General features: G+C 48.8%; 18 protein-coding genes. All 18 read right to left on the bottom strand.

The annotated features are described in order from the left end of the window. Positions 1–20: 20 nt before the first annotated feature. Complete coding sequence (locus tag Q9R25_RS02685; RefSeq protein ID WP_015881439.1) at positions 21–1,688, bottom strand: ribonuclease J; 1,668 nt, start codon at positions 1,686–1,688, stop codon at positions 21–23. A 95-nt stretch (positions 1,689–1,783) separates the two neighbouring features. Next, positions 1,784–2,422 carry a M15 family metallopeptidase gene (locus Q9R25_RS02680; RefSeq protein ID WP_260563679.1) on the bottom strand — a complete coding sequence of 213 codons (639 nt, stop codon included), beginning with the start codon at positions 2,420–2,422 and terminating at the stop codon, positions 1,784–1,786. Positions 2,423–2,433: 11 nt separating this feature from the next. After that, entirely contained in the window at positions 2,434–3,687 is a 1,254-nt protein-coding gene (locus tag Q9R25_RS02675; protein WP_214691047.1) for a lipid II:glycine glycyltransferase FemX, read from the bottom strand. 3 nt (positions 3,688–3,690) lie between these two features. Further along, entirely contained in the window at positions 3,691–5,184 is a 1,494-nt protein-coding gene (locus Q9R25_RS02670; protein WP_230872800.1) for a UDP-N-acetylmuramoyl-L-alanyl-D-glutamate--2,6-diaminopimelate ligase, read from the bottom strand. Positions 5,185–5,235: 51 nt separating this feature from the next. Continuing rightward, positions 5,236–6,453, bottom strand: coding sequence for a M16 family metallopeptidase (locus Q9R25_RS02665; protein WP_196430555.1), 1,218 nt, complete (start codon positions 6,451–6,453; stop codon positions 5,236–5,238). 51 nt (positions 6,454–6,504) lie between these two features. After that, positions 6,505–8,721, bottom strand: a complete 2,217-nt coding sequence (pnp, locus tag Q9R25_RS02660) for a polyribonucleotide nucleotidyltransferase (RefSeq protein ID WP_311282754.1) — start codon at positions 8,719–8,721, stop codon at positions 6,505–6,507. A 128-nt stretch (positions 8,722–8,849) separates the two neighbouring features. Further along, positions 8,850–9,119, bottom strand: coding sequence for a 30S ribosomal protein S15 (rpsO, locus tag Q9R25_RS02655; RefSeq protein ID WP_074037213.1), 270 nt, complete (start codon positions 9,117–9,119; stop codon positions 8,850–8,852). A gap of 124 nt (positions 9,120–9,243) precedes the next feature. Beyond that, positions 9,244–10,170: a bifunctional riboflavin kinase/FAD synthetase gene (locus Q9R25_RS02650; protein ID WP_074037214.1), complete on the bottom strand. Its 927-nt coding sequence runs from the start codon at positions 10,168–10,170 to the stop codon at positions 9,244–9,246. Positions 10,171–10,186: 16 nt separating this feature from the next. Beyond that, on the bottom strand, positions 10,187–11,101 hold the full coding sequence (truB, locus tag Q9R25_RS02645; protein ID WP_251125233.1) for a tRNA pseudouridine(55) synthase TruB: 915 nt from the start codon (positions 11,099–11,101) through the stop codon (positions 10,187–10,189). Between the two features lie 46 nt (positions 11,102–11,147). Beyond that, positions 11,148–11,492 (bottom strand): 30S ribosome-binding factor RbfA, encoded by a 345-nt coding sequence (gene rbfA, locus Q9R25_RS02640; protein ID WP_159562106.1) that lies wholly within the window; start codon positions 11,490–11,492, stop codon positions 11,148–11,150. A gap of 18 nt (positions 11,493–11,510) precedes the next feature. Further along, entirely contained in the window at positions 11,511–13,718 is a 2,208-nt protein-coding gene (gene infB / locus Q9R25_RS02635; protein WP_074037217.1) for a translation initiation factor IF-2, read from the bottom strand. Between the two features lie 21 nt (positions 13,719–13,739). Then, a complete protein-coding gene (locus Q9R25_RS02630) occupies positions 13,740–14,036 on the bottom strand; it encodes a YlxQ family RNA-binding protein (protein ID WP_015881428.1) in 297 nt (98 codons plus the stop codon). Further along, positions 14,033–14,308, bottom strand: coding sequence for an RNase P modulator RnpM (gene rnpM, locus Q9R25_RS02625; RefSeq protein WP_193343251.1), 276 nt, complete (start codon positions 14,306–14,308; stop codon positions 14,033–14,035). The genes Q9R25_RS02630 and rnpM overlap by 4 nt, the downstream gene beginning before the upstream one ends. Further along, positions 14,305–15,468 carry a transcription termination factor NusA gene (gene nusA / locus Q9R25_RS02620; RefSeq protein WP_215244043.1) on the bottom strand — a complete coding sequence of 388 codons (1,164 nt, stop codon included), beginning with the start codon at positions 15,466–15,468 and terminating at the stop codon, positions 14,305–14,307. Before nusA ends, rnpM begins: the two co-directional genes overlap by 4 nt. 14 nt (positions 15,469–15,482) lie before the next feature. After that, complete coding sequence (rimP, locus tag Q9R25_RS02615) at positions 15,483–15,959, bottom strand: ribosome maturation factor RimP (RefSeq protein ID WP_193343250.1); 477 nt, start codon at positions 15,957–15,959, stop codon at positions 15,483–15,485. Positions 15,960–16,072: 113 nt separating this feature from the next. After that, a complete protein-coding gene (locus Q9R25_RS02610) occupies positions 16,073–20,365 on the bottom strand; it encodes a PolC-type DNA polymerase III (protein ID WP_214691051.1) in 4,293 nt (1,430 codons plus the stop codon). Positions 20,366–20,435: 70 nt separating this feature from the next. Continuing rightward, the gene (locus Q9R25_RS02605) at positions 20,436–22,136 is read right to left on the bottom strand and encodes a proline--tRNA ligase (protein WP_214691278.1); all 1,701 of its coding nucleotides are present in this window, start codon (positions 22,134–22,136) and stop codon (positions 20,436–20,438) included. Between the two features lie 32 nt (positions 22,137–22,168). Next, positions 22,169–23,419: an RIP metalloprotease RseP gene (gene rseP, locus Q9R25_RS02600; RefSeq protein WP_015881422.1), complete on the bottom strand. Its 1,251-nt coding sequence runs from the start codon at positions 23,417–23,419 to the stop codon at positions 22,169–22,171. Positions 23,420–23,421: the final 2 nt, after the last annotated feature.

Below are 23,421 nucleotides of genomic sequence, written 5' to 3'. Positions count from 1 at the left end.
TTTGCCTCACTCTCATTCCATTAAATCTCCATGATGATCGGCAAGATCATCGGACGACGTTTCGTCTGCTCGAATAAGAAGACGCTAAGTCGCTCGCGGATATTTGATTTCAATTCGGTCCAATCACTGCCAGCCTGCAGACTCTTTTCAATCTGTTTCGTGACAATACGGTTTGCCTCTGAAATCATTTCCTCCGATTCGCGCATGTACACGAAACCACGTGAGATGAGTTCAGGTCCTGAAATCAATTTCTTCTGTTTCCGATTCAACGTAACCACGCAGAGGACAACTCCATCTTGTGACAACAAACGACGGTCCCGTAAGACGATGTTTCCAACGTCCCCAACACCGATTCCGTCAATCAAGACGTTACCTGCAGGGACTTTTCGGCTCATGCGGGCTTTTCGACCTGTGAACTCAACGACGTCACCTTTTTCAACGATGAAGATGTTGTTCGGTTTGACACCCACTTGTTCTGCGAGTTTCGAGTGTGCCATCTGCATACGATATTCGCCGTGAATCGGTAAGAAGTACTTCGGTTTGACAAGGTTGAGCATCAACTTCAATTCTTCCGCTGAACCGTGTCCAGATACGTGGACTTTTCGCTGATTATAAATGACGTTCGCACCCGAACGGAACAATAAGTCAATCGTTTTAGAAACCGACTTCTCATTCCCTGGAATCGGTGTCGCCGCAATGACGACCGTGTCATTCAATCGAATGTTGACTTGCTTGTGGGCATTACGTGCCATGCGAGTCAACGCCGCCATCGGCTCCCCTTGCGAACCTGTCGTTAAAATGACGACCTTGTTATCCGGTAGACGGTTAACTTGGGACAACTCAACGAGAGTCTTCGCCTTGAAGCGCAAGTAGTTTAATTTTTGCGCAACTTCGACGATGTTGACCATACTACGACCGACGACCGCGACTTTACGATCATTCGCTTCTGCTGCTGCAAATACTTGTTGCAAGCGATGGACGTTCGAGGCGAATGATGCCACGATAACCCGACCTTCCGCTTGATAGATGACATCGTTCAATTCAGCTCCAACGATTGACTCTGAACCGGTTTGCCCCGGTCGCTCGGCGTTCGTCGAGTCGGAAAGAAGCGCAAGAACGCCACGTTGTCCGATTGCTGCTAATTTATTGAAGTCAGATTGTTTACCATCGACAGGCGTGTAATCAAACTTGAAGTCTCCGGTATGGACGATCGCACCTTGAGACGTTTGAATACATACGCCGACGCAGTCGGGAATCGAGTGATTGACGCGGAAAAACGTGATGAAATGATCAGCGATAGTCAATTTCGTTTTGGCATCAATCATGCGAAGGTCGACTTCTTTCAACAAACCGGCCTCTTTTAATTTCAATTCAATCAACCCGAGGGTCAATTTCGTCCCGTAAACTGGGACGTGTTTCAAGTCGCGTAAGACGTAGCTGAGTCCACCGATATGGTCTTCGTGACCATGGGTGATGAAAATCGCCCGTACACGATCTTTATTTTCTTTTAAGTATGTGATGTCTGGGATGACGATATCAATCCCGAGCATCTCATCGCCTGGAAACATTAGACCGGCATCGATGACGAAGATGTCGTCGTCTAGTTCCACGACGTACATGTTCTTCCCGATTTCGCCTACGCCTCCAAGCGCAAAGACGCTAATATTCTCTGTCTTCTTTTTTGACACTAACAAAAACCTCCTAAATGATTCATATTCTGTTTCGTCCCCTTATCGCTACTGAATATTGTAGCGGAAAACGGCTTCATTGCCAACATTTCCGTTTAATCTAATAGAGGTTTTAGTGCATCGGCAAGAGGTGCCGTCTCTTCTTTGTCAGGTCGTTTCCCTGCAACAAGTTGACGAATCGACAAACCGAAGTCCATCTGGAGGTGAGGATAGTCCGGGAATGAGTTCCAGTCTCCGCCCCATTCAAACCCGAGCGCCTTCCCTAACTCCCCGAGTTCTTGCCAGTCAGGAATGTCATTCCGATTACGATCCGTATTCAGGTCATAGTCGGTCTTATTGTTATGGATGATGACGAAATCCACAGCAAGACCGTAGTTATGATAGCTCTGACCCGCCTTAGCATTGGTCACCACTTGCCCGGGTTCAGACCGTCCTTGCGCATACAGTGCATTCTGTTCCTTGGCAGAACGGTATCCAGAAGTGAGGCGTACTTCAAGGTCTAGACAAGAATGGGCTAATCGAATGAACGATTCTCCCCGATTGGCGACTAACGGATGCAACCGGTCAAAATCAATCTTCGACCTTGTCAAGATCGCATTTTCTTCCTCCACGTCCCGCACACACATATCCGCTTCAAACGTCGGTTCATCTACCCAAGGCACCGGTTCCGGTTGCATATAAAAGTAAGCGAGCGTAATGCCAATCAGAAAGGCGATCATTGCAAGAGATAACACGCCTGTCCACCTCATCTTCTTAACCGTTTACGCAGTCCTTTTAAGAGTGGCAATCCTTTTTCGAGAGCCATATACAAAGGACGATTCAAGACGAGGTCGAATTCCCCGACCTTTTCAATCATGTCGCTTCCCCATCCCGATTTGAATGCGTATAGACCAGCATACTCATCATCCGGGTCCGTACTTCCTGATACCCCGCCGAAATCGTATCGCTCGGCGCCACTCTCTTTGGCCGCCTGCATCATCGTCCACTGCATCAAGTGGTTCGGCATAAATTCACGGAATTCATTTGACGAGGCTCCGTATAAGTAATAAGAGCGCCGTCCTGCGAGTGTCAACAGACCACCTGATAAGACGAGCCCGTTCGGATAGGTCTGATCAAGTTCGACCAGCTCAGGGAGGGCTTGCTCCGCTTTCTGAATTTGTGCTTCCGTCTGTTCCTTGCGGTTCAAAAGACTGTTACGCTTCTTCTCAATCGTTTCTTTCTCAAGACCCCGTTCAATCTTCGCCAACTCTTTCTTCGCTTTTTCTAGCGTTGCCTGTTGCTGTTCGAGTGCGATTTTCGGTTCGAGGGTTGTCAAGAAGAGACGGGCATCGTTCGGTTGCAGACAATCGTATAGGTTCTCAAAATAATCGAGCCCTCGCGTAGCGAATCCGTCACGTTCCCCTGTTACTTTCATCAAATCGGCGAACGTTTTGAGTCCGTCACGACCGACCTCCTTGCAGACAATTCCCTTTTTCTCCGCGAGGCGGACGTTGTAGCGGAACTTATGATGGAATTTCGTAAAAATATCTTTCTCACTCGGGCGCAAATCCGTTTCCATGGTAAAACGAGGTTGGGCGTAATCAAATCCACCGCCATATCCCTTATGTTTAAACCCGATGGCAGCCATTTCGGTCAATAGCCCTGGCATCTCATCGCGATCAATGTTTGGATCGATTTTTACGACGATGGCTTTATGTGCCACCGCGACACGTCTCGCTTCTTTCACGAGCGCCTGCAGCGATGCCAAATCTTCGTAGTCCACGACAAATCCGCGTGGGGCATAACACAATGTGTATGGTAATTTCGGGACACGTTTAAACAAAAGTAAAGCGACACCGGACGTCACGCCGTCTCGCGCAACCGCGACACGTTCTGAAGTCCAGCCATTTTGGCGCTTCACATCTCCCCAACTCGATAGTTGCAACAAATCTCCACGGTCGTGTGTTTTGACGAAGTCGTCATGTTCTTTTTCTGTCAACGTAATTGGTTGTACTGCCATAAATCATGCTTCCTCCGTATTCAAAATGGTCGCTCGTACAATCGCCTCTTCGTCGAGCGGCAATTTTTCATTTCCGATAATTTGGTACTTTTCGTGCCCTTTCCCTGCTAGCACGATGATGTTGTCCGGTTTCGCTAAACGGGCCGCATAACGGACCGCTTCTTCTCGATCCCCGATTTCAACAAAGTTGTCATGGGTCATCCCGGCCGCAATCCCTTTTGTAATGGACTCATACGCTTCGAATCGTGGATCATCTGTCGTGATGATGACGGTACCGGCATAGGACGAAGCCATCTCGCCCATTGCCGGACGTTTTGTGACGTCACGGTTTCCACCTGTCCCAATCAAAAAGATAATCTTTTCTTTTGGTACGCCGACGAGCGACTTCAGACACTGTTCGATGCCATCAGGTGTATGAGCATAGTCCGCATATACGTTGTAACCTGGGACGTCTAAACGTTGCATCCGTCCCTTGGCCGGATGAATCATCTCAAGTGCTTTTGCAATTCGCTCAAGCGAGTAACCGGCAGCGAGAAGACAACCCGTCGCCAACAATAGATTGTACACGTTGAAACGACCGATGAACTGGACCGTTACCGGAAGTTTTGCGCCTTGGTAATTCAATGTAAAGCTGGTCTGAGACAACGTCTGTTCAATGTCCGTTGCCATCAAGTCTGCTTGCGCATCAATCCCATATGTTATTACTTTCGCACCGGTCATCGTCTCATAAAGAGGCGTTTGTGCATCGTCCGCGTTCAAGACGGCTACTTTTCCACGTGAGGCCATTTGACCGAGTTGAGCGAACAATAACCCTTTTGCACGTGCATAGTTTTCAAACGTTCCATGAAAATCTAGGTGATCGTGTGTCAAGTTCGTGAAGCCCACGATGTCAAAATCAGTTCCGATGACACGTCCGAGCTCAAGACCGTGTGAGGACACTTCCATCATCACGTCCGTCACGCCCTCATCACGCATTTGTGCCAATAACTGTTGAAGTTCTGAACTTTGAGGCGTCGTATTTTTACTTGGAACGATTTTATCGTTGATGCGTACTTCAACGGTCCCAATCAAACCGGTTGAATGACCGAGGACATCGAGGACGTCTCGTAAAATCGTCGTCGTCGTCGTTTTCCCATTCGTTCCCGTGATCCCGAACAGTCGCATCTGTTCAGATGGATACGCATAAAAGGCCGAAGCCAACAACCCGATTGAACGCGAACTGTCACGCACAATCAAGTTTGGCACTGACAGGTCGAGCGGTCGTTCGCTAACGACTGCCACCGCGCCTCGCGCTACCGCTTGTGCCGCATATTCATGCCCATCCACCGTATAGCCTTTGATGGCGACAAACAGCGTTCCCGGCACAACTTCTCGCGAGTCCGTCGTCACATGCGTCACGACGATGCCTTCTAGATTTGGTTGATTAATTAGTTGTATCGTCTTCACTAAATCCGTTAAGTTCAAGTCTTTCCCTTCTTTCACCTGTATCCTATCCAAACTAAAGAATACCTCTTAATCAGTGTAGAGAACTTACAATTCGGTTTCAAGTCACGCTTCGTTTGGGAGGACATATGACTTCGCCGGGCGATGGTTCAACACCTCACGAATCAATGCATTGACCTCATCGCGTTCAATCCGTTCTACTTTCTCAATCACTTGTTCAATCGGCTCGACTTCGTCGAGCAATAGCAAGTTCCGTCCGTTCCGGTTCATGCGGGCACTCGAACTTTCATTCCCGAGGGCGATCGATCCTTTCAATTGTCGCTTGCCTTTGTCTACTTCCTCAGCAGTCAAACCTTCTGCGACAAGTCGCTTCATCTCTCTCTCAAGGATGACTTCGACTTGTTCTAACGTATCCGGTGACGTACCGACATAAATGGTAAACGTACCGTGATCGGAAAACGTCGTGTAGTAAGAGTAAATGGAATAAGCTAACCCTTCTTCTTCACGGATGGACTGGAATAAACGCGAAGACATCGTCGCGCCGATTGCGTTGTTCATCAATGCCAAGTGAGGCAAACGGTCATCCGTCGCGGGAATCGCTTCGTAGTTCCAGCAGAGGTGGGCTTGCTCCGTTTCTTTTTGTTTCGACAATGTGTCATGGAACAGTTCCGGTTGATTGATTTCTTTCGACGATTCCCTAGAAGGGATGTGAGCAAACCTACGTTTTACCGCCTCAATCAATTCTTCAGAAACATGACCTGCAATCGAGACGACAATTTGCTCGGCCGTATACTGTTCCTGTAAGTATTCGACGAGCTGGTCACGTGTCAATCGATTGACACTCTCCTCCGTCCCTAAAATAGGTTGAGCGAGGATATCGTCACGATACGCCGCAATGGCCAATAGTTCATGAACGAGATCTTCCGGCGTGTCCTCATACATTTTAATTTCTTCCACAACGACACGCTTTTCTTTTTCCAACTCCTGTGCATCGAGCACCGACTCAAACAGCATATCTGTCAGTACGTCGAGAGCCATGATCGCGTGTTCATCGAGCGTCTTCACATAAAAGCATGTATGGTCTTTCGAGGTGAATGCGTTGACGCTTCCACCGAGCTCATCGAAAAAGGAAGCAATCTCTTTTGCGCTTTTTGATGCGGTGCCCTTGAACAGCATATGTTCAATCAAATGGCTGATACCGATGTTCTCAAAAGTTTCTGTACGTGTTCCGGCTTTAATGAATACCCCGGTTGAGGTGCTGAGTGAACCATCGATTGGTTCGATGATGATTCGAACACCGTTCTCTAGTGTCATCCATTCCATATTCTCACTCCTATGAAAAAGGCCATCGCACCAAGACGATGGCCAGAATAATTAATTTGTCGAGCGCGGTGGACGACGGTCCCCGTCACGACGTGGCGGACGGCTTTCGCGAGGTGGACGGCTTTCACGTGCTGCCTTCCGTTTCGCTTCGTATGCCTCACGCTCTTCAGGAGACAATCCTTCTAAGATGAGCGCTTTTCGTGATGCGTTGACACGACCTTTGTCATCGATTTCAGTGACTTTGACTTGAATCGAATCGCCAAGCTTCACAACATCCTCGACGTTTGCGACACGCTCAAGGCTGAATTCGGATACGTGTACGAGTGCATCTTTCCCTTTGAATAACTCGACGAATGCGCCGAATTTCTCGATGCGACGTACGGTAGCATCGTATACTTCACCGACGACGACTTCACGGACAATGTCACCGATCATAGACATGGCAAGATCGATTCCTTCTTGGTCCGTCGAGGCGATGAAGACCGTACCATCTTGTTCGATGTCGATCTTGACGCCCGTTTGGTCGATGATGCTGTTGATCATCTTCCCACCTGGTCCGATGACGTCGCGGATTTTATCCGGATTGATTGTCATCGTCACAATCTTCGGTGCGTATTTCGACAATTGTGTACGTGGTGTATCCAACGTCTCAAGCATGTGGTCAAGAATGTGCAAACGACCGACACGTGCCTGTTCAAGCGCTTCTTCTAGAATTTCACGCGTGATTCCGGCAATCTTGATATCCATTTGAAGGGCAGTGATCCCGTCTTTCGTTCCAGCTACTTTGAAGTCCATATCCCCAAGGTGGTCTTCAAGTCCTTGAATATCTGTCAAGACCGTGTAATGCTCACCTTCCATGATAAGACCCATGGCAATCCCAGCGACTGGCGCTTTGATTGGCACACCTGCATCCATCAATGCGAGTGTCGACCCACAAATCGAAGCTTGTGAACTTGAACCGTTTGATTCGAGTACTTCTGAAACGAGACGAATCGTATACGGGAAGTCTGCTTCTTTCGGAATAATTGGAAGAAGTGCACGTTCACCGAGTGCCCCGTGACCGATTTCACGACGACCTGGTGCACGGACAGGACGTGCTTCACCGACTGAGAATGGCGGGAAGTTATAGTGGTGCATGAAGCGTTTGTTCTCTTCTAGACCGATTCCGTCGATGATTTGCGCATCACCGATGACACCGAGAGTCGCGACCGACATGACCTGTGTTTGACCACGTGTGAAGAGACCGACACCGTGTGCGCGTGGGAGTAATCCGACTTCTGACGCGAGCGGACGAATCACGTCTGGACGACGTCCGTCTGGGCGGACTTTTTCGACCGTGATCAAACGACGGACTTCATCTTTGACGAACTTGTTCAAAATCCCTGAAACTTCACCGAGTTTCGATGGCTCGTCAGCAAGACGTTCTTCATACATCGCAACATATTTCGCAATCACTTCGTTGATGGCTTCGTCACGAGCATGTTTCTCTTCCACTTGAACCGCTTCTACGATTTCAGGACGAGCTGCTTCGAGTTCAGCAGTAAGCGTCTCATCGTATTTCGAGACCGTGTATTCGAATTTAGGTTTTCCGACGGCTTCTACGATTTCTTGTTGGAATGCGATCAAACGCTTGATTTCTTCATGTCCAAACAAGATCGACTCGAGCATGATGTCCTCAGGCACTTCGTTCGCACCTGCTTCAACCATGTTGATGGCTGTCGATGTCCCTGCAACTTGAAGTTCAAGGTCCGTTTTCTCCAACTGAGCCGTCGTCGGGTTGATGACGAATTCACCGTCTACACGTCCGACTGTCACGCCAGCGATTGGACCGTCAAACGGTACATCTGAAATCGAGAGCGCGATCGATGTTCCTAGCATACCCGCCATTTCAGCCGAGCAATCTGGGTCGTTTGACATGACGTAAATCATGACTTGAATGTCATGACGGAATCCGTCTGGGAAGAGCGGACGAATCGGGCGGTCGATGAGACGTGATGTCAAAATCGCGTTTTCACCCGGGCGACCTTCACGGCGAAGGAAACCACCTGGAATTTTACCGACCGAGTAAAGTTTCTCCTCATAGTTGACCGTCAATGGGAAGAAGTCTAAATCTTTTGGTGCTTTTGAAGCCGTCACTGTCGCAAGGACAACCGTATCTCCATAACGCACGAGTGCCGAGCCGTTTGCTTGCTTCGCAAGTTGGCCGACCTCTACAGACAGTGGGCGTCCGCCCCACTCTGTAGAGAATACTTGTTTCGTACCTAACATGTACATTCTCCTCTCAAACCTTATCTAGTTTATTATGTAACTCATTCCAACGAATGTCTAATCATTTTCCTTAAAAAAGAAGAAACGGACTAGGACGTTGTCCCAGCCCGTTAAACAGTCTCAATCGATTAACGACGGAGACCGAGGCGTTGAATCAATTCACGGTAACGTGTAACGTCCTTGTTACGAAGGTACGTAAGCAAGTTACGACGACGTCCAACCATTTTCAAGAGACCGCGACGTGAGTGGTGGTCTTTCTTGTGTGTACGAAGGTGGTCGTTCAATGTGTTGATTTGTTCAGTCAACACAGCCACTTGTACTTCCGGTGAACCTGTGTCACCTTGTTTTGTCGCGAATTCCGCGATAATTTCGTTTTTACGTTCTTTTGAGAGTGCCATTGCCTCTCCACCTCCATTTAATGAAAAATTGCCGCGTTGCCGAGCCGACGTTGGTGAATCGACCAGCCAAGCGAAGCGGTGTACTTTGCGTACTTGACAAGGATAGCGTACCCGCTCTTGAAAGTCAAGATAGGATTGAACGAGCTGCCACCTCATCTTCTTTTAGTTGAGCGACCAATGCATCCAACCCATCGAACGCGCGTTCATTCCGAATATATTGGATCCACTCGATTTCGATGACTTGTCCATATAAATCCTCGGAGAAGTCGAAGAGATGGCTCTCAACAGAGACCGATCCCGTCTCATAAAACGTCGGACGACGTCCAACATTCGTCATCGCGTGGAACATCCGTCCGTCCGGTAGCGTGACTCGAGTCGCGTATACGCCCAATCGTGGCATGACGTACGAAGCGTCCATCAACACGTTCGCAGTCGGGAAACCGATTGTACGCCCTCTCGCATCACCGTGAATGACTTCGCCACAGATCACGTATGGCGTACCGAGGAGTTCATGTGCGGCATCGACCTGTCCCTCTGCCAAGAGTTTACGGATGCGGGTAGATGACACTTTTTCCCCATCCATCGTCTGCTCTGTGACGACAGACGTCGTGAATTGGTCACGCGCATGGTACGGAAGTGTCTCCATCGTCCCTTCTCCAAACTTTCCATACGAGTAATCAAAACCAGCTGTCACGTGCACGGCTCCGGCACCGATCAAATAATCATCTACAAACTGTTGCGGGGACAAATTGGCCAATTCTTTTGTGAATGTCAAGACGAGGCAACGCTCTACCCCGAGCGCTTCGATGCGCTTCAGTTTCCGGGACAGCGGTGTAATATAGCGGACCGCATCCGGTTTATTGGAGAGTACTTGTTTCGGATGAGGATCGAACGTGACGACCGTCACCGGCAGGTTGTGCTCAGCTGCCACGCGTTTGGCATGATTGATTACAGCTTGATGCCCTTTATGAACACCGTCGAAGAAACCGAGTACCATAATGGATGGATACACGTCGGGTGTTTCTGGATAAGTGAGATGTTTTGTTTCCATACTGTCAAATTCCCCCTTAGTCGATAGCCAACATGACCTCGACTGTAGCGTCTGTCGTTCCTTCTTGTCTTCGATATAAAGCAAGAGGGATTCCTTCTTCATTATAGACAGTAAATAACTCAAATTCGAGCGAAACGCCGTTCAGCTTCCCGCCGTTGCGAATATAGCGTTCCCGATTCTTCGGAATGGTGATCATTGGCCAGCGTTTGATCACATCTTCGAGAGGAATGACATACGCCATTCGCTCCTCGACCGTTTCAAGTGTTTGAAGCGTTCCGAGTGTTACCGCGGTCGCTTCATCAAACGTTCCTGAGCTCGTCCGTCTGAGTTCGCTCATATGGGCAGGGTAACCGAGTTTCTCTCCAATCTGAACGGCGAGCGTTCGAATATACGTCCCTTTCCCACAGTCGATTTCCATTCGGAATCGACAGACGTCCGCTTCGAATATCAATTCACTCGTCCGCTCCAGACGATGAATCTCGACCGTCCGCCGAGGTCGTTCGACGGTCTGCCCTTTCCGAGCATACTCGTACAACTTCTTCCCATTTACTTTGACCGCCGAGTAGTACGGAGGGATTTGTTCAATCCTCCCTGTCAATTGGCGCATCGCCTCGTCAATCTGGGTTGCATCCAAATCGTTCGGTGTGACTGACTTCTGCGCGACGACCTCGCCATGCGCGTCCTCGGTCATCGTGGCGGTACCAATCGTCACCTCGGCCACGTAACGCTTCCCTTCATCTGTGATAAAACGCGATAACTTTGTGGCGCGCCCTAAACAGATGGGCAATATGCCTGTCACTTCCGGGTCAAGCGTACCCGTGTGACCGACCTTTTTCGTCTGGAATAATTTTCGTAATTTAAATACGCAGTCATGACTCGTCATGCCAGCATCTTTATCGAGTACGAGCACTCCGTTCGGTTCCAATTTCATCCCTCCATATAAAAAAAGGGAGAACGACGTCTCCCCTTTCAAATTATTAATCTTTGTTCAAATCACGAATCAACGAATCGATATGGCTACCATATGCGACTGAAGAATCATATTCAAACGAGATCTCTGGTGTTTTCCGAAGACGGATGCGATTCCCGATTTCGCGACGGATAAACCCTTTCGCCTTATCGAGACCAGCTTGCGTTTCTGCTTTCACATCTTCCTCATCACCAAGCACCGTATAATAGACTGTTGCTTGCTGTAAGTCACCTGTCACATCAACGCTCGTAATCGTAGCGTTTTTTGTACGCGGGTCACTGACTTCACGTAACAAGACATCTGTTATTTCTTTACGCATTTGCTCGGCAACACGTTGGGCACGAATTTTCATACGTGATCCCTCCTCACATTATTTACGTTCGACTTCTTTCATGACGAACGCTTCAATGACATCGTCTACTTTGATGTCATCAAATTTCTCTACTTTAATCCCACACTCATAACCAGTCGCAACTTCTTTCACGTCATCTTTGAAACGACGAAGCGTATCGAGTTTACCTTCGTAAATCACGATTCCGTTACGAATGACACGGACACCGGCGTCACGTGTGATTTTACCTTCTGTCACATAACAACCTGCAATCGCACCGACTTTCGAAACTTTGAAGACGTCACGGACTTCGACTTGACCTGTGATTTCTTCCACGAACTCTGGGTCAAGCATCCCTTTCATCGCGCTCTCGATTTCTTCGATTGCATTGTAGATGATGCGGTGGAGACGCATTTCAACGTTCTCTTGTTCCGCCATCGAACGTGCGTTTCCATCAGGACGGACGTTGAATCCGATGATGACAGCATTCGCAGCTGAAGCGAGGATGACGTCACCTTCCGTGATTGCACCGACACCTTGGTGAACGATGTTAACTTTGACGCCTTCGACATCAATCTTGCGGAGTGAACCAGCCAATGCTTCGGCTGACCCTTGAACGTCTGCTTTGATGATGACGTTCAAGTCTTTCACTTCACCTTCTTGAATGCGGCTGAACAAATCATCAAGACTTACTTTCGCCGACTCACGACGCTGTGACTCAAGGTAACGTTGGTAACGTTTTTCCCCGATTGCACGTGCTTTCTTCTCATCTTCGAAGACGATGAACTGGTCACCCGCTTGTGGAACGTCGTTCAAACCAGTGATTTCAATCGGTGTAGATGGTCCGACTTGTTTCACACGGCGACCGATATCGTTGACCATCGCACGGACACGACCGAACGTGCTACCGACGACGATTGAATCTCCGATTCGAAGTGTACCGTGTTGAACGAGAAGTGTCGCGACCGGTCCACGTCCTTTGTCGAGTTTCGCCTCGATGACTGAACCACGAGCTGGCATGTCTGGTGTCGATTTATATTCTTCGACTTCAGAAACGAGGAGAATCATCTCGAGCAATTCATCGATCCCTTCGCCTTTGATGGCAGAAATCGGAACGAAGATTGTTTCGCCGCCCCACTCTTCAGGGATGAGACCGAACTCTGTCAACTCTTGTTTGACACGGTCAGGGTTTGCCCCTTCTTTGTCCATTTTGTTGACTGCCACGATGATTGGAACGTTCGCTGCCTTGGCGTGCGAGATTGCTTCCTCTGTTTGTGGCATGACGCCATCGTCAGCCGCAACGACGATGATCGCGATATCTGTCACTTCGGCACCGCGGGCGCGCATCGTTGTGAAGGCTGCGTGACCTGGTGTATCGAGGAATGTGATTTTCTTATCGTTGACTTCAACTTGGTAAGCACCGATGTGCTGCGTGATTCCGCCCGCTTCTCCTGCGACGACTTTCGTGTTACGAATCGAGTCAAGAAGTGTCGTTTTCCCGTGGTCGACGTGACCCATGATGGTAACGACAGCTGGACGTTCTTCAAGGTCATATTGTGAGAAGTCGATCTCAACTGTTTCAAAGTCTGTCTCATCGACAACAACTTCTTTTTCAACCTCAAAGCCGAATTCTGCAGCGAGTAATTCAACCGTTTCATCATCAAGCGTTTGGTTGATGGTTGCCATGACACCGAGACCCATCAACTTCATGATGATTTCGTTTGGCTTTTTGTTCATTTTTGAGGCAAGGTCAGACACGCTGAGTACATCGTCATACTTGATGACGTTGCCCATCTCTGCCTCTTGCGCGAGACGTGCTGCTTTACGCTGACTTGTCTTCGAGTTTGGATCGGCTTCTTGTGGCACAGCCGCTTTTACCGGCTTGCCTTTGCCTTTCCCTTTTCCACGTTTTTTATTGCGTGGGTCGTTGTTTCGGTTGTCGTTACGATTTTGTCCACCGCGATTATTTTGACCGCCACGGTTCTGTTGTCCCGCTTGTGGACGTGGCGATTGTGCTTCTTTTTTCTCTTGCTTCGGCTCATTCGATGTTGACGTCGCTTTCGCTTCCGCTTGTTTTTCAGCACGATATTTTTCAGGATTGAACACACGGTCCAATTGTTTTACCGTTTCCTCATCGAGGACGGCCATATGGTTTTTCACCGGTTTGTTCAATTTTTCTAATTGAGTAATGACTTGTTTACTCGTTACATTCTGTTCTTTTGCAAATTCATAGACGCGTTTTCCCAAAGCATCCACCTCCGTTAATAGTTAAGAGAGAAGTTGCTTAAGCTTGTTCGCAAATCCGGATTCTGTCACCGATACGACGACACGCATGTCTTTACCGAGTGCGGCCCCGATTGTATAGCGATCGCTCACTTCAATCAATGGCACTTGATAAGACGCACATTTGTCAGTGACTCGTTTTTTCGTCGAGGCACCTGCATCTCCGGCTAGAATGACGAGCTTGGCACGACCCGCTCGTACATCCTTTAATACAAACTCTTCTCCCATCGTTACTTTCCTCGCTCGAGCAGCAAGGCCTAACAATGATTCCCACTGGCTCATGATTCGCCACCTGCGACAGCTTTCAACTGTTCATACAAGTCGTCGCTCGTCTTTACTTTCAAGTGATGGTCGAGCGTCCGTTTTTTCTCTGCTTGACGGACGACTTCGATATCTTTTGATAAGTATGCGCCACGACCGTTCACTTTACCCGTCTGATCGATGACCACGTCACCTTCAGGCGTCCGAACGACACGAATCAATTCTTTTTTCGGGAGCATTTCTTGTGTGACCACACACTTACGCAAAGGAAGTTTCTTTTGCTTCATGGTCATTCCTCTTCTTTCACCGCAGTCGTTTCAACTGTAGCATCTGATAAGTCTTGTTCTACTTCATTTTGAACAATTTCTGGTTCTGATTCAACTTTTTCAGTGAACGTATCGAACAAATCAAGTGCTTCGGCATCCGTTTCACTCTTGATATCGATTTTCCATCCTGTCAATTTCGCAGCGAGACGGGCGTTTTGACCACGTTTCCCGATTGCGAGTGACAATTGATAGTCAGGTACGACGACTGTCGTCGATTTTGCTGGCTCGTTGACATATACCGCAACGACCTGAGCCGGGCTGAGTGCGTTACGAACGAACTCTTTCGGGTCTTCAGACCAACGGACGATATCAATTTTCTCGCCGTTCAATTCGTCGACGATCGTTTGAACACGTTGTCCTTTCGGTCCGACACATGCGCCGACTGGGTCGACGATATCCGAATGTACAGCGATTTTCGAACGGTCACCCGCTTCGCGTGATACTGACATCACGTCCACTGTTCCGTTTGAAATCTCTGGAACTTCGAGTTCGAACAAACGGCGCAAAAGTCCCGGATGCGTACGCGAAACTTGAATCGCTGCACCTGAACCTTTCGTCGTTGAATCTACTTTTGTCACGTATACTTTGATGCGATCATGAATTTGGTATGACTCGTTCGGCATCTGTTCATTCGGTGTCAATACAGCTTCAATGTTGTTTTCGAGACCGATATAAAGGTTGCGTGGGTCAAAACGCTCCACGATCCCTGTCATGATTTCATCTTCTTTGTCAGCGAAGTGGTTGTAGATGCGTTCGCGTTCCGCTTCACGCATCTTCTGTGTGACGACTTGTTTTGCCGTCATCGCCGCGACACGTCCAAAATCACTCGGTGTGACTTCTTCTTTATGGAAATCGCCGAGCTCATAGTTCGGATCGATTTCATGTGCTTCTTCGAGTGAGAGCTGTTGGTCCGGTTGCGTGAGGCGCTCTACGACTTCTAACAAAGCGTAGACACGGATATCCCCCGTCACCTGATCAAACTCGACTTTCACGTGCTCGTTCGGGTTCGCCACGTTGCGGCGATACGCAGAAATGAGCGCTTGTTCGAGTGCATCGATAATGATATTTTTGTCGATTCCTTTTTCTTTGGCAATCTGATCGATTGTAGTGAGTAATTGTGGACCCATCTTCTTCCCTCTCCTTAACTAAACGTGACCGCTAAGCGGGCTTGTGCAATTTTGTCAACCGGTAGCGATACCGCTTTTTTTCTTGTCTTGATGCGTGTCTCGATCACGACCGTTTCCCCATCATATGCCGTCAAAATTCCTTCAAACTCTTTGGCACCATCGATCGGAGCGAACGTTTTCATGTAGACATTTTTGCCTACCGCACGTTCAAAATCGCTCGGCTTTTTCAGCGGACGCTCCGCACCAGGACTCGAGACATCAAGATAATAAGCCTGTTCAATCGGATCGGTTTCGTTTAGTTTTTCCGAGAGCTGTTCATTGATATTGACGCAATCGTCCAAATCGACGCCCCCCGGCTTATCGATATAGACGCGCAAGAACCAGTCTGGACCTTCCTTAACAAATTCCACATCGACCAATTCCATGTTTTCTCGTTCTACGATCGGCAACGCAATCGATTCAACGACTTCTGTTATTTTGGACACTCTCATCCCTCCTTCTGGCTTTTACATACAAGAAAGGAGTAGGGTTCCCTACTCCTTTCCGTCGTAGTATCCAACTTTGTTCGATACTAATATATCATATTTTCCCGATAAATCGCAACTTACACCCCAAAATCAAAGAATGAGAGTTGGTTCTCATCAGGCAGACCTTCGAGACATTTCATCGTATCGAGTGTCTCGATGACCGTTTTCGAAAGTTTCGCACGTTTCCGCAAATCTTCTTTCGAAAGGAACTGTCCTTCTTCCCTTGCTTCGACAATCGCTTTTGCCGCATTCGTTCCCAGTCCATCGACCGCGTTGAAAGGTGGAATCAGCGTATTGTCTTCAATCAAGAACTCTGTCGCACTCGACCGATACAAGTCGATGTTTTGGAACTTCATTCCCCGCTCGAGCATTTCGAGCGCAAGTTCGAGGACCGTGTGTAGCCCTTTATCCTTCGCTGTCGCATCGAACCCTTTTTCTCGAATATCCGACATCGCCTTACGAACGGCCTGGGGACCTTTGATCATCGCGGATAAGTCAAAATCTCCCGCTCGAACGGTAAAGTACGTCGCGTAGTACAGAATCGGATGATGTACTTTAAAGTATGCAATCCGGACCGCCATTAACACGTAGGCAGTCGCGTGTGCTTTCGGGAACATGTACTTGATTTTCTTACAAGACGAGATATACCATTCCGGCACGTCATTCTCTCGCATCTCGGACTCCATCTCTTCCGTGAGCCCTTTCCCTTTCCGGACGGATTCCATGATTTTAAAGGCGAATGACGGTTCGAGGCCCGCGTAAATCAGATAGACCATGATGTCATCTCGACAACCAATTACATCCTTCAGTTCGCACGTCCCGTTATAAATCAATTCGTTCGCGTTCCCGAGCCAAACGTCTGTTCCGTGGGATAGACCGGAAATTTGAACGAGCTCCGAGAACGTCGACGGTTTTGTCTCTTCAAGCATCTGACGAACGAATTTCGTCCCGAATTCTGGAATCCCGAGCGTCCCGGTTTTCGATTCAATCTGTTCTGGTGTCACCCCAAGCACTTCTGGTGAAGAAAAAATCTTCATGACTGTCGGGTCATCTGTCGGAATCGTCTTTGGATCGATACCAGACAAATCCTGTAACATCCGGATGACGGTCGGGTCATCATGCCCGAGAATATCAAGTTTCAATAAGTTGTCATGGATGGAGTGGAAGTCGAAGTGAGTCGTCTTCCATTCAGACGAATTGTCATCCGCCGGATATTGAATCGGGGAGATATCCGCGATATCCATATAGTCCGGTACGACGATGATACCCCCTGGGTGTTGCCCCGTCGTCCTTTTTACACCGGTGACCCCAGAAACGAGACGGTCGACTTCGGCGTTCCGGTAAATCTTATCGTTCTCGGTCGCATAGCCTTTCACGTATCCATAAGCCGTTTTGTCGGCAATCGTTCCGATTGTCCCGGCACGATAGACGTATTCTTCTCCGAACAGTACTTTTGTATAGGCGTGGGCATGCGGTTGATATTCACCTGAGAAGTTCAAGTCGATATCCGGTACTTTGTCCCCTTTGAAACCAAGGAATGTCTCGAACGGAATATCATGACCGTCTTTTTTGTACCACGTGCCGCACTCCGGACACTCCTTGTCTGGCAAGTCATACCCCGAACCGACCGATCCATCATTAAAGAAATGTGAGTGCTGACAGTTCGGACAGACGTAGTGAGGCGGTAGCGGGTTGACTTCGGTGATTTCCGTCATCGTTGCGACGAGACTCGACCCGACCGACCCCCGCGAACCGACCAGATATCCATCATCGAGTGATTTTTTAACGAGTTTATGTGAAATCAAATAAATGACGGCGAACCCGTGACCGATAATCGATTTGAGCTCTTTCTCAAGACGCGCCTCCACGATTTCAGGCAACTCGTCTCCATAGATGGAGCGAGCCATGTCGTAGCTCATATTCCGAACCTCATCATCTGCCCCTTCAATTTTAGGTGTGTACAAATCATCCGGGATGATTTGAATCGACTCAATCTGATCGGCGATTGCATTCGGATTCGTGATGACGATTTCACGCGCTAAATCGTCACCTAAAAACTTGAACTCTTCCATCATTTCTTTTGTCGTCCGGAAGTGCGCATGTGGTAATTCCTTACGCGTATTGATGAAGTTTGCCCCACCTTGTGTACGAATCAAGATTTCGCGATAAGACCGGTCGGACCGATCTAGATAGTGCACATTCCCTGTCGCACAAACCGGTAACTCGGCCTTCTCGGCGACACGAATGATGCGCTTAATGATTTCGCGGAGTTCTAATTCATTCGTCACAATCTCTTTATCAATCAAATGGTGGTAGAGTGCCGGGGGATGAATCTCGATAAAGTCATAAAATGACATCATCTTCTCGAGTTCATCATCCGACTTGTTCAAGGCGGCGTCAAAAATCTCCCCGTTATCACAAGCCGAACCAATCAATAATCCTTCTCGCCGTTTCACAAGCTCGGAACGTGGCATGCGTGCCATCCGATACAAGTAATCGATGTGAGATAAGGAGATGAGCTCGTATAAATGACGAAGTCCTGGCTTTTTGTTTTTCGCGTAGATGGTCGCATGGAACGGACGAATCTTCGACACGTCACTGCCGACTTTCGCGTTCAACGAGCGATGTGTCGTCATTTCGAACATCTGCTTAGCGAGATCGAGTAACTTCATGAGCAAATACGCCGTTGCTTCCGCATCGTAAATGGCACGGTGATGTTGTGTCAGTTCGATATCGAATCGCTTCGCGAGTGTATTGAGTCGATGATTCTTCAACGTCGGCATCAGCGTTCGAGCAAGTTCGAGCGTGTCGATGACCGGGTAATCGTCCGGTTCATGCCCACCACTACGGAGTGTCGCCTCGAGGAAGCCCATGTCGAATGACGCGTTATGGGCAACGAGAATGCTGTCGCCACACCACTCGACGAACTGTTTCGTGATCACTTCCGGGTCCGGTTGACCTTGAACCATGTCATCCGTGATTCCTGTCAATTCGATGGTGGTCGCTGACAAGGCATGTTTCGGGTCGGCGAACGCTTCAAACCGGTCAATGATTTCTCCGTCCTTGATTTTAACCCCAGCGAGTTCGATGATTTTATTGTAGACGGCAGAAAGTCCCGTCGTCTCGACATCGAAGACGACGTATGTCGCATCATCCAATGCCACATCGGTCGCATGATAAGCGACAGGGACACCATCGTTGACGACGTTCGCCTCGACTCCGTATAACACTTTGATATCATTTTTCTTCCCGGCGTAATAGGCTTCCGGGAACGCCTGAACTCCAGCATGGTCGGTAATGGCAATGGCACGGTGTCCCCATTTTGCGGCACGAGCGACGAGCGACGAGACATTTGTGACGGCATCCATTTGGCTCATCTGTGTATGCGCGTGAAGTTCGACGCGTTTCTCACCTTCCCATTCGTCACGTGGTGGTTCTACTTTCACTTCTTGAAGTTGAGATGCCATCATACATAGTTCGCGCATGAACGAATCATCTTCGACCCGACCGGCCGTTTGAATCCACATCCCTTTTTTGACGGCACTAAGCATACGGTCGTCATCGTCATCGCGTGCAAATACCTTCACAATCAATGAGTCTGTGTAATCCGTCATCTTGAACGTGAATAGTTTCTTACCACTCTTCAACTCTTTGCGCTCTGCTGAGAAGACGAGTCCACGAATCGCGACACGTCGTTCTTCCTCGATAATCGTCTTGATTGGGACAATCTCATCTTTAATGAGCGCACCCATCCGGATTTCTGTAATCGGTTCGTCGTTCGTTTCTGTTGCCTTGGCGAATTGGGCAGCCAGTGCCATTTTCGCTTGTTCGATATCTTCTTGAACGACCTGTTCGCGAAGGGCTTGATTTGCCTCAGCGTCTTCCGAAAATTGAGCCTGACACGGTTTTTTTGTGAACCCATAGGCACTATAGAGCGCCTGTACTTCTTGACAGAGCTCTTTGTCCACATAACTCGCCTCAGGTGCGGAACGCACCGGAATCATAAGTTTGTTCTGCTCGAATCGTGGCGAAACGGAGCCGAAATAACTGCGCATCGCGCCAGATACTTGGCTCAACTCGCTGACGATTCGTGGCCAATAGTCGATATAGTCTTGCTCGCTCCCACCCGCTACTGTCGAGAACCGAGCGTACACCTCATCCGCAAACGTTGCATAACGGCTTTCTAGTCGACTCATGAACAATTGATGCACGTCGTATGGCAATACTGCTGGAAATGAAAAATAGAACGTCCACGTCCGTCGCTTCTTATTGACGACGAGTCGTGAGAGTTCGGCCTGATCAAACAGGTCCGTCTCGGTCGTGATCCCAAGGTCACTTAATAATAATTGCATCTTTTGATTTGCTTCCACGGGTCCGTCTTTCCCCCTTTATGCCAATTCGACAAATGAAGGTGACCGCTTCCGCTGTCACCTTCATCCATTAATGAACTTCGCTAAATTTTGAAGCGATGACTTCTTTCAATTCATCGATTGATGTTTCAATCACTTCACCTGTTGCACGTACTTTCACTTCAACGATGCCTTCGCCAGCTTTTTTCCCGACGTTCACGCGAATCGGGAGTCCGATCAAATCTGCATCGGCAAACTTTACGCCCGCACGTTCTTTCCGGTCGTCGAACAAGATATCGTATGTTTGACCGAGCTCTTCATAAAGACGGTTCGCCAACTCGACTTGCGTCTCATCTTTTGCGTTGATTGCAATCAAATGGAGATCGAACGGCGCTACGTTACGTGGCCAAATGATTCCACGGTCGTCGTGATGTTGTTCGACGATGGCTGAAAGTGTGCGTGACACCCCAATGCCGTAGCAACCCATGATGAGTGGTTCGGCACGACCCTCTTCGTTGAGGAATGTCGCACCCATCGCTTCTGAATATCGTGTTCCGAGTTTAAATACTTGTCCCACTTCAATCCCACGAGCAAAACGAACCGGACCGGACTCATCCGGTGCCAAATCGCCTTCGACAACGAAACGTAAATCGTGGTATGTCATCTCGGCAAGGTCGCGCGCAGCATTTACACCCGTGTAGTGTGTGTTCGCCTCGTTAGCACCACAGACAGCATCCACTAAGTATTTGACCGCATAGTCGGCAACGACTTTGACTGGAGCGTTAATCGGTCCGAGTGTACCTGGTGCACAGTTGAACAACTCAACGATTTTCGCTTCTTCTTCGAGTTGAATGTCGAGTCCACCGAGTGCGTTCTTCACTTTGACTTCATTCGCTTCGTGGTCGCCACGAACGATTGCCATGACGGTTTCGCCATCCACGTTAAACAAGACAGATTTGATTGTCGTCTTCGGATCCACATTCAAGAATGCCGCCACGTCCTCAATCGTACGATTTTCTTCCGTGTTCACTTTTTCGAGGGGACGAACGTCAGCTTGTTGCATCTCATAACGGTCGAGCGTTTCGGCCATCTCGATATTCGCCGCATAGTTCGACGTGTCCGTGTAGACAATTGTATCTTCACCAATATCCGCAAGCGCTTGGAATTCATGCGTGTCTTTCCCGCCGATTGCCCCAGAGTCTGCGACGACCGGACGATACTTCAGTCCTGTACGGTCGAAGATACGTGAGTAGGCATTATACATGTTGGTATATTCTTCATCTAAGTCTTCTTGTGTCGCGTGGAATGAATAGGCGTCTTTCATCAAGAATTCGCGTCCGCGCAGCAATCCAAAACGTGGTCGACGCTCATCACGATACTTCGTTTGAATCTGGTACAAGTTCATCGGAAGTTTTTTATACGAGTTGAGCTCGTCTCGGACGATCGATGTAATCAATTCTTCGTGTGTCGCACCTAGTGCGAAGCGACGGTCATGACGGTCCGTCAAGCGCATCAACTCAGGACCGTAAATACCCCATCGTCCTGTCTCTTCCCAAAGTTCTGCCGGTTGGATGGCAGGCATCAATAGCTCTTGAGCTCCGGCACGATTCATCTCTTCACGGATGATCGTTTGGATGTTGTGTAACACTTTATGTCCGAGTGGAAGATAAGAATAAATTCCTGCCGCATTTTGACGGATGAATCCTCCACGGACGAGGAGTTGATGGCTGACTGCTTCCGCGTCAGCCGGCACTTCTCTCAATGTAGGCATGAGCAATCTAGATTGTTTCATACAGTTCAACGTTTCCCTTCTCTACAAACAGCTTATTTAAAGAATGATTGAATGTCGTTCCAAGTGACAATCAACATTAAAATCATCAAGAGTGCGAATCCGATAAAGTGGACGAATCCTTCCTTTTTCGGATCGATTGGACGTCCGCGTACCGCTTCGAACAAGAGGAAAATCAAACGTCCTCCGTCTAACGCTGGCAATGGGAGCAAGTTGAAGATGGCAAGGTTGACGGAGAGAAGCGCTGTCCAATTCAACAGCATGATCAAACCGCTCGCCGCTACTTCATCTGTCATCCGTACAATCCCGACCGGACCTGCTAGTTGATCGACACCGACTTGTCCTGTCACCAAATCACCGACCGCAGAGAAGATCAGCGTCGACATCGTCCATGTCGTTTCCGCCCCCGTCGTCACGGCTTTGACCGGTGATCGTTCGAGCGCGTTCGTGACACCAAGAATCCCGACCGTCTCTCCGTTTTGTTCGACTGCTTGTGGTGTAAGGGTGACAGTTGCTTCCTCTCCATCACGGACATACGTGACTTCCGTAGGGGTGTCCGCGCGGTCTTCTAAAGCAGATCGCAAGTCGAGCCAATCGGTAATCGGCTCGCCTTCAATCGAGACGATTTCATCCCCACTCATCAAACCAGCCTCATCAGCGGCTGAATCCGGTTGAACCGTACCAATTTGACCATCGTTCGTTGGGGTTCCTTGAACGAGCCCAACAATGATGAGCAAGATGAACGCCAAGACAAAGTTCATCGCCGGACCGGCTGCGATGGCCAAGACACGCTTCCAAACCGACTGGGCCCCAAACGTTCGATCATACGGTGCAATTTGAATTTCCATCCCTTGGTCGACAAGGAGTGTGTCTCGCTCTAATGAATAGACCCGCACTTCCTCATCGATGAGAAGTTGAACTTTCAACTCATGTGTCGAATCGAACTTATCGACGGTTCCGACGACATGGACATCTGTAGCCGTGTCCGGTTGGAAGTAGACACGATCGACCGTCCCCTGTTCAGTGAGACGAAGTCCGACATGCTGACCCGCTCGGACTTCAATCGGTTCAAAATCTTCTCCGGCCATTTTGACGTAGCCACCGATTGGTAAAAGACGAATGGTATAGAGCGTTTCATTTTTACGGAATGAAACAATTTTTGGACCGAATCCGATTGCAAACTCGTGACAGAGAATGCCTGCCCGTTTCGCCATGACGAGGTGTCCCCATTCGTGTACCGAAATGAGAACGCCAAACATCAAAACGATGGCGATAAAAGTCGTCATGA

Source organism: Exiguobacterium sp. BG5(2022) (assembly GCF_031844365.1).
GTDB classification, from domain to species: Bacteria; Bacillota; Bacilli; order Exiguobacteriales; family Exiguobacteriaceae; genus Exiguobacterium; species Exiguobacterium profundum.
The sequence above is the reverse complement of the archived record's forward strand: the minus strand, read 5'-3'. Positions and strand labels throughout refer to the sequence as shown.